Annotated in this window: 12 protein-coding genes and 6 tRNA genes; 9 read left to right on the top strand and 9 right to left on the bottom strand. The window is 54.1% G+C overall.

Annotated features, from left to right (window positions below; all coding sequences use genetic code 11):
- Positions 1 to 55: 55 nt before the first annotated feature.
- The 3 genes from zipA (at position 56) to NI40_RS16045 (ending at position 3341) form a co-directional block, all read left to right on the top strand.
- The gene (zipA, locus tag NI40_RS16055) at positions 56 to 1039 is read left to right on the top strand and encodes a cell division protein ZipA (protein WP_039263697.1); all 984 of its coding nucleotides are present in this window, start codon (positions 56 to 58) and stop codon (positions 1037 to 1039) included.
- Between the two features lie 69 nt (positions 1040 to 1108).
- Positions 1109 to 3124, top strand: a complete 2016-nt coding sequence (gene ligA, locus NI40_RS16050) for an NAD-dependent DNA ligase LigA (RefSeq protein WP_039263696.1) — start codon at positions 1109 to 1111, stop codon at positions 3122 to 3124.
- 1 nt (position 3125) lies between these two features.
- The gene (locus NI40_RS16045; protein ID WP_003861328.1) at positions 3126 to 3341 is read left to right on the top strand and encodes a DUF3820 family protein; all 216 of its coding nucleotides are present in this window, start codon (positions 3126 to 3128) and stop codon (positions 3339 to 3341) included.
- Here the strand turns inward: NI40_RS16045 and NI40_RS16040 are convergent.
- The gene (locus NI40_RS16040; RefSeq protein ID WP_039263695.1) at positions 3338 to 4333 is read right to left on the bottom strand and encodes a bile acid:sodium symporter family protein; all 996 of its coding nucleotides are present in this window, start codon (positions 4331 to 4333) and stop codon (positions 3338 to 3340) included. The two genes, NI40_RS16045 and NI40_RS16040, sit on opposite strands and share 4 nt — an antisense overlap.
- A gap of 89 nt (positions 4334 to 4422) precedes the next feature.
- Here NI40_RS16040 and NI40_RS16035 point away from each other — a divergent pair, with 89 nt between their 5' ends.
- Positions 4423 to 5358: a LysR family transcriptional regulator gene (locus NI40_RS16035; RefSeq protein WP_033146568.1), complete on the top strand. Its 936-nt coding sequence runs from the start codon at positions 4423 to 4425 to the stop codon at positions 5356 to 5358.
- Here the strand turns inward: NI40_RS16035 and NI40_RS16030 are convergent.
- The 5 genes from NI40_RS16030 to NI40_RS16010 all read right to left on the bottom strand — a co-directional run bounded on the left by NI40_RS16030 (position 5355) and on the right by NI40_RS16010 (position 6259).
- On the bottom strand, positions 5355 to 5693 hold the full coding sequence (locus NI40_RS16030) for a FlxA-like family protein (protein ID WP_039263694.1): 339 nt from the start codon (positions 5691 to 5693) through the stop codon (positions 5355 to 5357). The genes NI40_RS16035 and NI40_RS16030 overlap by 4 nt on opposite strands.
- Before the next feature lie 188 nt (positions 5694 to 5881).
- A tRNA-Lys gene (locus tag NI40_RS16025) sits at positions 5882 to 5957 on the bottom strand.
- 4 nt (positions 5958 to 5961) lie between these two features.
- Positions 5962 to 6037 (bottom strand) — tRNA-Val (locus NI40_RS16020).
- Between the two features lie 29 nt (positions 6038 to 6066).
- A tRNA-Val gene (locus NI40_RS16015) sits at positions 6067 to 6142 on the bottom strand.
- 41 nt (positions 6143 to 6183) lie between these two features.
- Positions 6184 to 6259: transfer RNA gene (locus NI40_RS16010), tRNA-Val, on the bottom strand.
- 258 nt (positions 6260 to 6517) lie between these two features.
- Here NI40_RS16010 and gltX point away from each other — a divergent pair.
- The gene (gene gltX / locus NI40_RS16005) at positions 6518 to 7933 is read left to right on the top strand and encodes a glutamate--tRNA ligase (RefSeq protein ID WP_029742100.1); all 1416 of its coding nucleotides are present in this window, start codon (positions 6518 to 6520) and stop codon (positions 7931 to 7933) included.
- 52 nt (positions 7934 to 7985) lie between these two features.
- On the opposite strand, the gene NI40_RS16000 is transcribed toward gltX, so the two are convergent.
- Together NI40_RS16000 and NI40_RS15995 are read right to left on the bottom strand one after the other, a co-directional pair.
- Positions 7986 to 8369: a YfeC-like transcriptional regulator gene (locus NI40_RS16000; RefSeq protein ID WP_033146144.1), complete on the bottom strand. Its 384-nt coding sequence runs from the start codon at positions 8367 to 8369 to the stop codon at positions 7986 to 7988.
- Position 8370: 1 nt separating this feature from the next.
- Positions 8371 to 8733 (bottom strand): YfeC-like transcriptional regulator, encoded by a 363-nt coding sequence (locus NI40_RS15995; RefSeq protein ID WP_039263693.1) that lies wholly within the window; start codon positions 8731 to 8733, stop codon positions 8371 to 8373.
- A gap of 217 nt (positions 8734 to 8950) precedes the next feature.
- On the opposite strand from NI40_RS15995, the gene NI40_RS15990 reads away from it, so the two are divergent.
- The 3 genes from NI40_RS15990 (at position 8951) to NI40_RS15980 (ending at position 11549) form a co-directional block, all read left to right on the top strand.
- Positions 8951 to 9026 (top strand) — tRNA-Ala (locus NI40_RS15990).
- 41 nt (positions 9027 to 9067) lie between these two features.
- Positions 9068 to 9143 (top strand) — tRNA-Ala (locus NI40_RS15985).
- Positions 9144 to 9356: 213 nt separating this feature from the next.
- The gene (locus NI40_RS15980; RefSeq protein WP_039263692.1) at positions 9357 to 11549 is read left to right on the top strand and encodes a sensor domain-containing phosphodiesterase; all 2193 of its coding nucleotides are present in this window, start codon (positions 9357 to 9359) and stop codon (positions 11547 to 11549) included.
- 44 nt (positions 11550 to 11593) lie between these two features.
- On the opposite strand, the gene NI40_RS15975 is transcribed toward NI40_RS15980, so the two are convergent.
- The gene (locus tag NI40_RS15975) at positions 11594 to 12781 is read right to left on the bottom strand and encodes a NupC/NupG family nucleoside CNT transporter (protein WP_008501591.1); all 1188 of its coding nucleotides are present in this window, start codon (positions 12779 to 12781) and stop codon (positions 11594 to 11596) included.
- A 348-nt stretch (positions 12782 to 13129) separates the two neighbouring features.
- Here NI40_RS15975 and NI40_RS15970 point away from each other — a divergent pair, with 348 nt between their 5' ends.
- Positions 13130 to 14368: an Nramp family divalent metal transporter gene (locus NI40_RS15970; RefSeq protein WP_033146141.1), complete on the top strand. Its 1239-nt coding sequence runs from the start codon at positions 13130 to 13132 to the stop codon at positions 14366 to 14368.
- The last annotated feature ends 10 nt before the right edge of the window (positions 14369 to 14378 follow it).

Genomic DNA, 14378 nt, shown 5'->3' with positions numbered 1-14378 from the left:
CTTAGTGAGTAAATGTTTGCCGTGGTGGCAAGGTGTTAGAACAACAGAGAATATAATGATGCAGGATTTGCGTCTGATATTAATCATTGTTGGCGCGATCGCCATAATCGCTTTACTGGTACATGGTTTCTGGACCAGCCGTAAAGAGCGTTCCTCGATGTTTCGCGATCGCCCACTGAAGCGCATGAAGTCCAGTCGTGACGACGATGACAGTGAAGATGACATCGACGGCAGCGATGACGAAGGCGTGGGTGAAGTTCGTGTTCATCGGGTCAATACTGCGCCCGGCGCAGGCCATGGGGAGCATGAAGCGCCTCGTCCTTCGCAGCACCAGTATCAACCGCCGTATGCTTCTGCACAGCCGCGCCAGCCAGCGCCGCAGCCTGTGGAAGAACCGGTGCGCCAGCCGCCGCAACAGCCTGTCTATCAGCAGCCTGCTGCGCCACAGCCGGTTCAACAGCAACCGGTGCAGCAGCCCGTGCAGCAACAGCCTGCTCAGCCGGTACAACAACCGCAGCAGCCTGTTCACGTACAGCCTGCGTCTCAGCCTGCTCCGGCTCCACACGTTGAGCCTGAGCCCGTTGTAGAACCAGAGCCGGTTGTTGAAAAACCGCAGCGTAAAGAAGCGGTGATCATCATGAACGTGGCCGCGCATCACGGCAGCCATCTTAACGGTGACGTGCTGCTCAACAGTATTCAACAGGCAGGATTCAAGTTTGGCGATATGAACATTTTCCATCGCCATCTGAGCCCTGACGGTAGCGGTCCGGCGCTGTTCAGCCTGGCCAACATGGTTAACCCTGGCACCTTTGATCCGGAAATGACCGGTGATTTCGTGACCCCGGGCGTCACTATCTTTATGCAGGTGCCTTCTTACGGCGACGAACTGCAAAACTTTAAGCTGATGCTGCAGTCCGCTCAGCACATCGCTGACGAAGTCGGCGGCGTGGTGCTCGACGATCAGCGTCGAATGATGACCCCGCAGAAGCTGCGCGAGTATCAGGACCGCATCCGCGAAGTTAAGGAAGCTAACGCGTAATCGTCGCGTTTACTTCAACTCCTCCTCAACCCCCGCCTGTCGGGGGTTTTTTCTCATTGATGGTGCGATATGGACTCAATCGAACAACAACTCACTGAACTGCGAACCACGCTTCGCCATCATGAATACCTCTATCATGTTATGGACGCGCCGGAAGTCCCGGATGCCGAATATGACCGCCTGATGCGCGAGCTGCGCGAATTAGAGGCGCAGCATCCGGAGCTTATCACGCCGGATTCCCCTACCCAGCGCGTCGGCGCTGAGCCGCTAGGCGCTTTCAGCCAGGTGCGCCATGAGGTGCCGATGCTGTCGCTGGATAACGTCTTCGATGAAGAGAGCTTCCTCGCGTTTAACAAGCGCGTGCAGGATCGCCTGAAAAGCAGCGACTCCCTCACCTGGTGCTGCGAGCTCAAGCTGGATGGCCTGGCGGTCAGTCTTCTCTATGAAAACGGCGTGCTGGTGCGTGCCGCAACGCGTGGCGACGGTACGACGGGCGAAGACATCACCACCAACGTGCGTACCATCCGCGCGATCCCGCTGAAGCTGCAGGGTGACAACATTCCCGCGCGTCTGGAAGTGCGCGGCGAGGTGTTCCTGCCCCAGGCGGGCTTCGAGAAAATTAACGACGAGGCGCGTCGCACCGGCGGGAAGGTGTTTGCTAACCCGCGTAATGCGGCGGCAGGCTCTCTGCGCCAGCTTGACCCGCGTATTACCGCGAAGCGACCGCTTACTTTCTTCTGCTACGGCGTCGGTATTCTGGAGGGCGGCGAGCTGCCGGATACGCACCTCGGACGCCTGCTGCAGTTTAAAGCGTGGGGCCTGCCGGTGAGCAACCGCGTTCAGCTCTGCGACTCGCCGGAAGCGGTGCTGGCGTTCTACCACAAGGTGGAAGAGGACCGTCCGACGCTCGGTTTTGATATTGATGGCGTCGTCATCAAGGTGAATTCACTGGCGCTGCAGGAGCAGCTGGGCTTTGTGGCGCGCGCGCCGCGCTGGGCGGTGGCGTTTAAGTTCCCTGCTCAGGAGCAGATGACCGTCGTTCGCGACGTGGAGTTCCAGGTCGGTCGTACGGGGGCGATTACCCCGGTCGCCCGTCTGGAGCCCGTGCAGGTTGCGGGCGTGCTGGTGAGTAACGCCACGCTGCATAACGCCGATGAAATCGAACGCCTCGGCCTGCGCATTGGTGACAAAGTGGTGATTCGCCGCGCGGGCGACGTTATCCCGCAGGTGGTTAACGTCGTGGAGTCGGAACGTCCTGCCGATACGCGCGAGATCGTCTTCCCGACCCACTGCCCGGTGTGCGGCTCCGACGTTGAGCGTGTGGAAGGTGAAGCGGTGGCGCGCTGTACTGGGGGCTTAATCTGTGGTGCGCAGCGTAAAGAATCGCTGAAGCACTTCGTCTCTCGTCGGGCGATGGACGTCGACGGCATGGGCGACAAGATTATCGATCAGCTGGTTGAGAAAGAGTATGTCCATACGCCAGCGGATCTCTTCAGGCTGACGGCAGGTAAACTGACCGGTCTGGATCGCATGGGGCCAAAGTCAGCCCAGAATGTGGTTAACGCGCTGGAAGCCGCCAAAGAGACGACCTTTGCCCGCTTCCTGTACGCGCTGGGCATTCGTGAAGTGGGTGAGGCGACGGCAGCGGGCCTGGCGGCGTACTTTGGTACGCTGGAGGCGCTGGAAAAGGCAAGCATCGACGAGCTGCAGAAAGTCCCTGACGTTGGCATTGTGGTCGCCACGCACGTCTTTAACTTCTTCGCCGAAGAGAGCAACCGTGAAGTCATCGGCAAGCTGCTGGAAGAGGGCATCAGGTGGCCCGCGCCGGTAGTGGTTAACGCCGAAGAGATCGACAGCCCGTTCGCCGGTAAAACGGTAGTCCTGACCGGCAGCCTGAGTCAGCTTTCACGCGACGATGCGAAAGCGCGCCTGGTGGCGCTGGGGGCCAAAGTGGCGGGCAGCGTGTCGAAGAAAACCGACCTGGTGATCGCCGGGGAAGCGGCGGGCTCTAAGCTGGCGAAAGCCCAGGAGCTCGGCATTGAGGTTATCGACGAAGCGGAAATGATGCGTCTGTTAGGAGAGTAACGTGGAGAAAGAACAGCTCGTTGAAATAGCCAATACGGAGATGCCGTTCGGTAAATACAAGGGCCGCAGGCTGATTGATTTGCCGGAGGAGTATCTGCTGTGGTTTGCCCGTAAGGATGAATTCCCGGCAGGGCGACTGGGCGAGCTGATGGCTATCACGTTACTGATCAAAACCGAGGGGCTGACCCAGCTGGTTCAGCCCCTGAAACGTCCTTAAGCCTTCGCGGCGCGGGTCTCTTCCTGCGTCAGCTTTTCGGTCTGGCGCTTGTAGCGACGCGCCAGCACCGCGCATACCATCAGCTGGATCTGGTGGAAAATCATCAGCGGCAGCACCATCATCCCAATCACCGAGGTCGGGAACAGAATATTGGCCATCGGGATACCGTTTGCCAGGCTCTTTTTGGAACCGCAGAAGACAATGGTGATTTCATCCGCTTTGCTGAAGCCGCACCTGCGTGCCACAAAGACGTTTACCGCAATCACAATCGCCAGCAGAACGAGGCTGACCACCACGATAAACAGCAGCGAGCCTGCGCCCACCTTATGCCAGATCCCGTTCACAACCGCTTCGCTGAAGGCGGAATAGACCACCAGCAGAATCGACGACTGGTCGGTTTTTGAGATCCATTTCTTGTGCTTCGTCACGAACGCCCCGGTCCATGGACGGGATAGATGCCCCAGGACAAACGGCAGCAGCAGCTGCAGGCAAATTTTTCCAACCTGCTCGAGATTGCCTTCCGCGCCGTGCATGTTCATCAGCAGGCCCACCAGCAGCGGGGAAACGAAAATCCCTAACAGGCTGGATGCCGATGCCGAGCAGACCGCGGCCGCAACGTTCCCTCCGGCGAGAGAGGTAAAGGCAATGGCGGACTGTACGGTAGCCGGCAGAATACAGAGATACAGGAAACCGGTGTAAAGCGCCGGGTCGACGTTAACCGGCGCCCACCAGGCAAACAGCACTCCGAGGATTGGGAACAGAATGAACGTGCTGCACATCACCCAGAGATGCAGCCGCCAGTGGCTACCGCCGGCAATAATCGCTTCGCGCGAGAGCTTTGCGCCGTGCATAAAGAACAGCAGTGCGATGGCGGCCGTCGTCAGCCCTTCAAAAAACGGGACGAAGCCCCCGCGGGCGGGGAAGAACGAGGCCAGTAAAACGGTAACCACCAGGGTGAGCGTAAACGGATCAACAATACGAAATAGTTTCATAATGACTCCTGAAAACAGATGTCGCTATTGTGCTTTTTTCCATTTGAGAAATAAAATTGATTTATTGCATCCATTCATGAATGAAACAGATGAATTACTCCTTACGCCAGCTTCGTATTTTCGTCACCGTCGCTCACGCCCGCAGCTTTAGCCGGGCAGGGGAGATGATTGGCCTGAGCCAGTCGGCGGTCAGCCACAGCGTGAAAGAGCTTGAGAATCAGACCGGGGTGAAGTTGCTTGACCGCACAACCCGTGAAGTGGTTCTGACCGAAGCGGGGCAGCAGCTCGCCCTGCGTCTTGAACGATTGCTGGATGAGCTGAACAGCACGCTCAGAGACGTGGGGAGGCTGGGGCAGCAGCTTTCGGGGACCGTGCGCGTCGCGGCCAGTCAGACGATCTCTGCGCACCTTATACCGCAGTGTATTGCCGAGGGAAGTCATCGCTACCCGGACATTGATTTTGTCCTGCATGACAGGCCGCAGCAGTGGGTGCTGGAGAGCATCCGTCAGGGTGATGTGGATTTTGGTATTGTTATCGATCCCGGCCAGGCGAGCGATCTGGCGTGCGAAAGCGTACTTTCCGAGCCCTTTTTGTTGCTCTGCCGTGACGACGACCCGCTGGCTACGTTGCCGGAAGTCAGCTGGCAGTCCCTGACGGGCGCGAACCTGGTTTTACAGGATTATGCCTCGGGCAGCCGTCCGCTGATTGATTCCGCGCTGGTGAATCAGGGCGTAAAGGCAACGATCGTGCAGGAGATTGGTCACCCGGCGACGCTTTTTCCCATGGTAGAAGCCGGCATTGGCATCAGCGTGTTGCCCGCCCTGGCGCTTCCCCTGCCGCAGGGAAGCCGGCTGGCCGTCAAGCGATTAACGCCCGTTGTTGAGCGAAAGCTGATGCTGGTGCGGCGAAAAAATCGCTCACTCTCGGGGGCGGCGCAGGCTATCTGGGAAGTGGTGCGTATCCAGGCACAACGATTAACCGAAGCCCGCATACGCGACCCACTGTTTAACGCATCAGAAGATTAGATGTAGATATCAATCTGATTATTGTCTGAAGGGTTATTCACACCTTCCACTTTGCCCAGCTTTTGATCCTGCTTCTTCTGGGCTTCTTCGGCCTGCTGGCGCTGCAGCGCGGCGAGCTGTGCCTGCAGCACTTTGAGCTGGGTCTGAATAAGTTCCTGCTGCTTCTTCTTCTCATCGGTGCTGATGGGGCTGTTTGCCAGCTCTTTTAACTGCTGAGTCAGCTTTTTGATCTTGTCGAGAATGCGGGTGATTTGCGTAGCGATATCGTTGCTGCTGGAAGTTCCACTCGCGCCGCTGGTTTGAATCTGTTGGGTTGAAGCCTGAATGGTCGTCATACTTTTTCCTCGCGTTATAAAACAGAGGTATCGGCACTAACGGGATTAGCTTGAGCAAAACTGCCATATCTGGCAGGGAGTTACATCGATACACAATCAGTATTGATGATGCGGTGAAAGTGTACTGGAAGGCGGAAGTAGACAAACTGCAGATAGCAAAAAGGCGCCTTTAGGGCGCCTTTCTACATTGGTGGGTCGTGCAGGATTCGAACCTGCGACCAATTGATTAAAAGTCAACTGCTCTACCAACTGAGCTAACGACCCGAAATGGTGGGCGATGACGGGCTCGAACCGCCGACCCCCTCCGTGTAAAGGAGATGCTCTACCAACTGAGCTAATCGCCCATTTCGGAACTGCTGCGATAAGGTGAGAATGGTGGGCGATGACGGGCTCGAACCGCCGACCCCCTCCGTGTAAAGGAGATGCTCTACCAACTGAGCTAATCGCCCAATCTCAATTCTTATCTACACTACGGGCCTACCGAAGTAGATGGTGGGTGATGACGGGCTCGAACCGCCGACCCCCTCCGTGTAAAGGAGATGCTCTACCAACTGAGCTAATCACCCCCGCTGTGTGGAGTCGCATTATAGGGAGAGTTGAAAATGAGTCAACGCATTTTCTAAAGTTTTTATTCGTTCGTCGTAAAATTAAACAAAACGATCGCGAAACGGGCAATGACGCATGATTTCTAAACAAAAATCGCAAACTCGGTCACGATAAAGGGATCAACATTGAGGAATCCCCCCACAGTGATAGAATATTGCCCATCGTTTTTTCCCCAGGATTTGCCGATTGCCGGCATCTTTATAACGTAAGGCCATTTCATGAAAATCAAAACTCGCTTCGCGCCGAGCCCGACAGGCTATCTGCACGTCGGTGGTGCACGTACCGCTCTCTATTCCTGGCTTTTCGCACGCCACAACAAAGGTGAGTTCGTGCTGCGTATTGAAGACACCGATCTTGAGCGCTCCACGCCGGAAGCAATTGAAGCCATTATGGATGGGATGAACTGGCTGAATCTGGAATGGGATGAAGGTCCTTACTTCCAGACCAAACGCTTTGACCGCTATAACGCTGTCATTGATGAGATGCTGGTCGCGGGCACGGCGTATAAGTGCTACTGCTCTAAAGAGCGTCTGGATGAACTGCGTGAAGCGCAGATGGCGAACGGTGAAAAGCCGCGTTATGACGGCCGCTGCCGCCACGACCATAGCGAGCATGCTGCAGATGAGCCTTGCGTGGTGCGTTTTGCTAACCCGCAAGAGGGATCGGTGATCTTTGACGACCAGATCCGTGGCCCAATTGAATTCAGCAACCAGGAGCTGGACGATCTGATCATCCGTCGTACCGACGGTTCTCCAACCTACAACTTCTGCGTTGTGGTTGACGACTGGGATATGGAAATTACCCACGTTGTCCGTGGTGAAGACCATATCAACAATACGCCACGTCAGATCAACATCCTGAAGGCGCTGAACGCCCCTGTGCCAGTTTATGCGCACGTCTCCATGATCAACGGCGATGACGGGAAAAAACTGTCTAAACGTCACGGGGCGGTAAGCGTTATGCAGTATCGCGACGACGGTTATCTGCCGGAAGCACTGCTGAACTATCTGGTGCGTCTGGGCTGGGCTCACGGTGACCAGGAGATCTTCAGTCGCGAAGAGATGATCGAACTATTCTCTCTGAGCTCTGTAAGCAAATCAGCGAGCGCCTTTAATACCGACAAGCTCCTGTGGCTGAACCATCACTACATCAACACCATGCAGCCAGAATATGTGGCGACGTATCTGCAGTGGCATATTGAGCAGGCAAAGATTGATACCCGCACTGGCCCTGAGCTGGCGGACCTGGTGAAACTCCTCGGCGAGCGCTGCAAAACGCTGAAAGAGATTGCCGAAAGCTGCCGCTACTTCTATGAAGAGTTTGATGAGTTCGACGCGGACGCCGCGAAGAAACACCTCCGTCCGGTTGCGCGTCAGCCGCTGGAAGTGGTGCGCGACAAGCTGGCGGCCCTTACCGAGTGGACCGCTGAGAATGTGCATCACGCCATTCAGGCGACAGCAGACGAGCTGGAAGTCGGTATGGGTAAAGTCGGCATGCCACTGCGCGTTGCGGTGACCGGGGCGGGTCAGTCTCCTGCGCTGGATGTGACGGTTCACGCCATCGGCAAGTCACGCAGCGTGGCGCGTATTAACAAGGCGCTGGACTTTATCGCTGAACGTGAAAATCAGCAGTAATTAGGCCTCAGATAAAAAACGGCAGGTTACCCTGCCGTTTTTTTTATGCCTTTTATTCCGTGAGACCGAGCCGCGTCAGAAAGCCGTGTATGCCTTCGCGTTTCAATAAGGCGTCCAGACGCCTCTGCTCTGGCTGAGTCATACTCTCCAGCGTCTCAATAATGCCCGGAGACAGGTTTGAAGAGGGTTCACTGTATGAAGCGGTGACCTCAGCGAGATGGTAAACCGCCTGACGGTTACGGATCGCCGGAAGGCTCATAATATGTTCCTTCACGCGCGCATCAATATGAATGAGCCGCGCGCGACCACCCTTCACGCCGTTGAGGCCTTCGGTTTTCCATCCCTGCTGGCGTATCCAGCGATTAACCGTTTGTCTGGCAACGCCCAAACTCTCCGCCAGCTCTTCCGTGGTCATTTTGCTGCGTAATTTTTTCATATCAGTTCTGATCGCGAATCCCTAAACGTTGCAACAAGCCGGTAATCCCTTCCCGCATTAACAGCGATGTCATCTGCTTCTGCTCTTCCGGCGTCATTTCATTGGCCAGCGTCAGGAGCAGCGTGTGGAGCGAACTATCATGACTGACGCCTTCTGGCAGTTCGGGCGTTTCACTTGCCCGACGTGCGCTGCGGATAAAGTCACGGACTTTTTCGTTCACATGTACCAGGCGAGCTTTCCCGCCCTGGACGCCTGGTTTTGGTGATGTAATCCAACCCTCTTTGCGTACCCATTTATTGATGGTCTGGCGGCTATAGCCAGTGAGGAGGGCTAACTCTTCTGGCGTCATTCGTTCCTTGATCATACAATTTCCTGAATATCAGTAGGGTTAATTAACGGCTCATTTTATAGCACCGTTTTACGTGAAAACGTGACAGGCTTAACTCCTGACTGCGAGCAGGCTCGCAAAGTGATTCATTTGCATGAATTTTCGGCGATTGAATTGCTGGGATTGATTTTGCCGTTGACACTCCGCGGTGGAATTCATATTATGCCGCCCGTCAACATGACAGCTTTACGATGGGGCTATAGCTCAGCTGGGAGAGCGCTTGCATGGCATGCAAGAGGTCAGCGGTTCGATCCCGCTTAGCTCCACCAAACTCTGAACCCAACAGAGTGCGGTCAGTAAAGTCACATGTGGGGCTATAGCTCAGCTGGGAGAGCGCTTGCATGGCATGCAAGAGGTCAGCGGTTCGATCCCGCTTAGCTCCACCAAAATTGTAAACCCTCGTCAAAAGACGAGGGTTTTTTTTATGTGTTTGTAACACCCGCCACCGTATTTTGTTATCAAAAAGAAGGTATTCCCGTACCTCACCACAATCGACATCAATAAACCAGTCTAAAAATAGACTTGAACTTGATTCGCGCAATTAATAAACATATTATCCATCCGGTCAATAATTCTCTCGGAAAATAACGCCCTGGTTAATGAATAGAAAAACTTACAATAATGTAAAGATATTTATGATTGCTCTGGCTTTATGCCTGATTGCGGTACCTGTCTCCCGTTATCTCTCTCCCCGCGCAATTGTTAATGGTCACGACGTTTATTTAGCATGGTTACCTTTAAGCGTAATGCTGGCGGTAATTCTGCTATTTGGGCGCAGGGCTATTCTTCCCATTTTGTTAGGTTTTACTGTCACTAATTTATTCTATGTAAATTTAGCACCGCTACAATATTCAGTATTACTGTTCTGTCAGACCTTTGCGTTGTTCGCGGCGTGCGGCCTTCTGCGCATCATGCTGGGTAAGCGTTGGCGCTACTCCATCCCTAACAAGCACATCGGATTACGGATATTCTGGCTCGGTTTTATGGTGCCAATAGGGATTAAGCTGTCGATGTATTTGGCGGGCTATTTGTTTGATTTTCCGGTGACAATTTCGACCTTTTTCGGCGAAGGGACGGTAATTTATAACGTTGTGGATATACAAAGCCTGATATGCGCGGCATTGATTTTTACCATGATGTTCTATTACCCGTTAAGAATGATAATTAATCCCCGTTATGCAATAAGTTTCTGGCGACGAAGCGTGAAGCCCGTGTTTTTTCACAAGAATTCATTATATATTTTTGCCTGGCTGGTGCTATTAAGTTTCATTCTCGTCATTTTATGTGGTCCTTTTGAATCTCCCGTCATTGCGGGCTATTTGATGCCGCTGATTTTTATTCTTTTTACCTTAGCGATAAGCCGACTGACCTATGCGTTGATTTCTCTGCTGTGGGCTGTATCTGCGCTGCTGCTGTTGACCTACAACTACAACTTCCTTAACGGGGTGGAATCGGGCCATTCGCTCTCTTTTATTCTGTCCGTGCTTATCTCGTTCGCGATCTGCCTGCTTTACATGTCGCGTATTTACCAGCGCAGCGAGTGGCTTAAGCGGGGCTGGCAGGGCAGGGCGCTCACCGATCCGCTGACCGGATTGCCCAATATTCGTGCGCTGGAGGATTATCTTGAGATTCACCCGGATGCAAAAGTGAGCATTCTGCGTATGGATAACCTGGAATTTTTGAGCCGCCATTATGGGATCCTGATGCGGGTCCATTGCAAACGTACGATCGCCACGTCGCTGCAGCCTCTCCTGCAAAAAGATGAGACGCTCTTCCAGCTCCCCGGAAGCGAGCTTGTGCTGGTACTACTGGGCCCGGGAACCGCTGAGCGCCTCCAGCATATGGTTGATCGGCTGAACAGCCGTAAGATTTTCTGGAACAACACCGGGCTGGATATTGAATTCGGTGCGTCCTGGGGAATGGTCGAAAACGGCGAAAAACTGCACCACACGCTGGGGCAGCTGAGCTGGCTGGCCGAGCAATCCTGCGGAGCAGCAAACAACGTGCTTGCGCTCACGAATAGCCTCGAGGCGGCATCAGGGCAAACGACAGAGCGAGTCCTGATGCTGGCGCGAATTAAGCATGCCCTGGAGGCGGGACAGTTCCATTTGTACGCGCAACCGATCCAGAAGGCGGACGGGAGCGGCTACTACGAAATTCTGGCGCGTATGGAGAGCGAGGGCGAGATCTTCACTCCTGACCGCTTTATTCCGTTGATTGCCCAGTTCAACCTTAGCCACCGGTTTGATATGTGCGTCATGGATAAATTACTGCTGTGGCTGCGCGATCACCCTTCAACGCAGGCTGGCGCTCGTTTCTCCGTTAATCTGATGCCGCTTACGCTGATGCAAAAAGAGGTGGCGTCCGAGATTTGTGCGCTCTTTGAACGCTACGGCGTTGCGCCTCAGTCCGTCGTGATTGAGATTACCGAAGAGCAGGCCTTCTCAAATTCAGGCAGCAGCATCCACAATATTCAGCAACTGCGGGATTACGGTTTCCGGATTGCTATAGATGATTTTGGTACCGGCTACGCCAACTACGAGCGCCTCAGACGCCTGCAGGCAGACATCATTAAAATTGACGGCTGCTTTATTAAAGACATTTGTACCGATGATATGGATGCGATGATCGTGCAGTCGATGTGTAATCTGGCGAAGACGAAATCGCTGTGCGTCGTAGCGGAATACGTCGAAACACCGGCGCAGCGCGAGATGCTGCTTCGCTTCGGCGTGGATTACCTGCAGGGCTACCTGATAGGCAAACCCAAACCGCTGGAAGAATTGCGGGCATAAAAAAACCGGGAGCCAGGCTCCCGGTTTTTGTTTAACGCTAAACGTTAGAGTACCAGTGCCGCGATAGAAGCAGACAGGACGCTCACCAGCGTAGAGCCGTAAACCAGCTTCAGGCCAAAGCGAGAAACCACGTTGCCCTGTTCTTCGTTCAGACCTTTAATCGCGCCGGCGATAATCCCGATGGACGAGAAGTTCGCGAAGGAGACCAGGAACACGGACAGAATGCCTTCCGCGCGCGGAGAAAGCGTGCTCGCAATTTTCTGCAGATCCATCATCGCAACGAATTCGTTAGAAACCAGTTTGGTTGCCATGATACTGCCCACCTGCAGCGCTTCGTGAGCCGGCACACCCATCACCCAGGCAACCGGGTAGAAGATGTAGCCCAGAATACCCTGGAAGGAGATACCCAGCACCGCGGCGAACAGGGCGTTCAGCGCAGAAATCAGCGCAATGAAGCCGATCAGCATGGCGGCAACGATAATCGCCACTTTGAAGCCCGCCAGAATGTACTCACCCAGCATTTCGAAGAAGCTCTGGCCTTCGTGCAGGTTTGACATCTGAATGTTCTCTTCGCTTGCGTCAACGCGGTACGGGTTGATCAGCGACAGAACGATAAAGGTGCTGAACATGTTCAGAACCAGCGCCGCAACAACATACTTTGGCTCCAGCATGGTCATATACGCGCCCACAATAGACATGGAAACGGTAGACATTGCGGTTGCCGCCATGGTGTACATGCGGTTGCGGGACATTTTGCCGAGAATATCTTTATACGCGATGAAGTTCTCAGACTGACCGAGGATCAGGGAACTGACGGCGTTGAAGGATTCCAGCTTGCCCATGCCGTTCACTTTGGATAACAGGAAACCAATTCCACGAATAACGAACGGCAGAACGCGGATGTGCTGCAGGATACCGATCAGCGCGGAGATGAAGACGATAGGGCAGAGAACCTTCAGGAAGAAGAACGCCAGACCTTCGTCGTTCATTTTACCGAAGACAAAGTTGGTCCCTTCATTGGCGAATCCGAGCAGTTTTTCGAACATTTCGGAGAAGCCTTTCACGAAGCCGAGGCCTACATTGGAGTTCAGGAAGAACCACGCAAGTAAAACTTCAATGACCAGCAGCTGGACAACATAACGGATACGAATTTTTTTGCGGTCTGTGCTGACCAGCAATGCAAGTGCAGTAACGACAACAAGTGCCAGGACAAAATGAAGGACGCGGTCCATATTTGCTCCAAATATGAGGCAGGTTTAATTTTCGTGCACATTCTATGTAACAAGCGAAAAGAAAACGAGATCGAGGACACACTATAGTTACATCCTGTGACGAGTCTCAAAAATAGTGATCCACAATACATTTTTGTTATGTTAGGTAAATGAGTGAAAAGTTAAGTTTGTGTGCTAGTCTTCACAAAAGCGCGCGCGATTTTAGTTTCTGTTAGATCGCCCCACTTACCCGCCCGTCTATCGTTCAAAGCTATCAGAGAAATCACTGTAAACATCACAAATGATCTTGATAATCATTCTCATTTTGATAGCATTAAACATAGCAAAGGCTATATTTCAGAGGCAGAAATGACAAACAGTCGCGTAGAGGGTAGCAGTGGCAGAGCCGCGCGCAAGTTGCGGTTCGCATTAATGGGACCTGCGTTCATTGCTGCCATTGGCTATATCGATCCAGGTAACTTTGCGACCAATATTCAGGCCGGGGCCAGCTTCGGCTATAAGCTGCTGTGGGTGGTCGTCTGGGCTAACCTGATGGCGATGCTGATTCAGATGCTCTCAGCAAAGCTGGGGATTGCCACGGGTAAAAACCTGGCGGAGCAAATTCGCGACCATTATCCGCGTCCGGCCGTCTGGCTCTATTGGGTCCAGGCGGAAATTATCGCCATGGCCACTGACCTCGCTGAATTTATCGGTGCAGCGATCGGCTTTAAGCTGATTCTGGGCGTGTCGCTGTTGCAGGGGGCGGTACTGACCGGGATTGCCACTTTCCTGATCCTGATGCTGCAGCGTCGGGGTCAAAAGCCGCTGGAGAAGGTTATCGGCGGTCTGCTGCTGTTTGTTGCGGCGGCCTATATCGTCGAGCTGATTTTCTCACAGCCGAATCTGGTGCAGCTCGGTAAAGGTATGGCAATACCAAGCCTGCCAACCTCGGAAGCGGTGTTCCTGGCCGCCGGGGTATTGGGGGCGACCATCATGCCGCATGTGATTTACCTGCACTCCTCGCTGACCCAGCATCTCCACGGTGGGACGCGCAAAGAGCGTTACTCCGCCACCAAATGGGACGTGGCGATTGCCATGACCATCGCGGGGTTTGTCAATCTGGCGATGATGGCTACCGCAGCCGCCGCTTTCCACTTTAACGGCCACACCGGTATTGCCGATCTCGACCAGGCCTATCTCACGCTGGAGCCCTTACTGAGCCATGCTGCCGCCACGATATTTGGTCTCAGCCTGGTGGCTGCCGGTCTCTCTTCTACGGTGGTGGGCACGCTGGCAGGTCAGGTGGTGATGCAGGGATTTGTCCGCTTCCATATTCCGCTGTGGGTTCGTCGCTCCGTCACCATGCTACCGTCATTTATCGTGATCCTGATGGGGCTTGATCCTACGAGAATTCTGGTCATGAGCCAGGTGCTGCTGAGCTTTGGTATCGCGCTGGCGCTGGTGCCGCTGCTGATCTTTACCAGCAACAAAACCCTGATGGGCGAACTGGTTAACTCAACGCTGGTGAAACGGACCGGGTGGGCAATCGTGGTGGTGGTAGTGGCACTGAACCTGTGGCTGCTTATTGGCACAGCATTGGGGCTCTAAAAGAAAAAGG

Origin of the sequence: Enterobacter sp. E20, from assembly GCF_000801755.2 — a bacterium.
Classification (GTDB): Bacteria; Pseudomonadota; Gammaproteobacteria; order Enterobacterales; family Enterobacteriaceae; genus Enterobacter; species Enterobacter asburiae_B.
The sequence above is the reverse complement of the archived record's forward strand: the minus strand, read 5'-3'. Positions and strand labels throughout refer to the sequence as shown.

What these genes read in the sequence shown, in the direction of transcription:
- NI40_RS16000 (WP_033146144.1), bottom strand. Translation starts at nt 8,369, where the DNA reads ATGAAAAAATTACGCAGCAAAATGACCACGGAAGAGCTGGCGGAGAGT.
- NI40_RS16040 (WP_039263695.1), bottom strand. Translation starts at nt 4,333, where the DNA reads ATGAAACTATTTCGTATTGTTGATCCGTTTACGCTCACCCTGGTGGTT.
- gltX (WP_029742100.1), top strand. Translation starts at nt 6,518, where the DNA reads ATGAAAATCAAAACTCGCTTCGCGCCGAGCCCGACAGGCTATCTGCAC.
- NI40_RS15980 (WP_039263692.1), top strand. Translation starts at nt 9,357, where the DNA reads ATGAATAGAAAAACTTACAATAATGTAAAGATATTTATGATTGCTCTG.
- ligA (WP_039263696.1), top strand. Translation starts at nt 1,109, where the DNA reads ATGGACTCAATCGAACAACAACTCACTGAACTGCGAACCACGCTTCGC.
- NI40_RS15970 (WP_033146141.1), top strand. Translation starts at nt 13,130, where the DNA reads ATGACAAACAGTCGCGTAGAGGGTAGCAGTGGCAGAGCCGCGCGCAAG.
- NI40_RS16035 (WP_033146568.1), top strand. Translation starts at nt 4,423, where the DNA reads ATGAATTACTCCTTACGCCAGCTTCGTATTTTCGTCACCGTCGCTCAC.
- NI40_RS15995 (WP_039263693.1), bottom strand. Translation starts at nt 8,733, where the DNA reads ATGATCAAGGAACGAATGACGCCAGAAGAGTTAGCCCTCCTCACTGGC.
- zipA (WP_039263697.1), top strand. Translation starts at nt 56, where the DNA reads ATGATGCAGGATTTGCGTCTGATATTAATCATTGTTGGCGCGATCGCC.
- NI40_RS16030 (WP_039263694.1), bottom strand. Translation starts at nt 5,693, where the DNA reads ATGACGACCATTCAGGCTTCAACCCAACAGATTCAAACCAGCGGCGCG.
- NI40_RS15975 (WP_008501591.1), bottom strand. Translation starts at nt 12,781, where the DNA reads ATGGACCGCGTCCTTCATTTTGTCCTGGCACTTGTTGTCGTTACTGCA.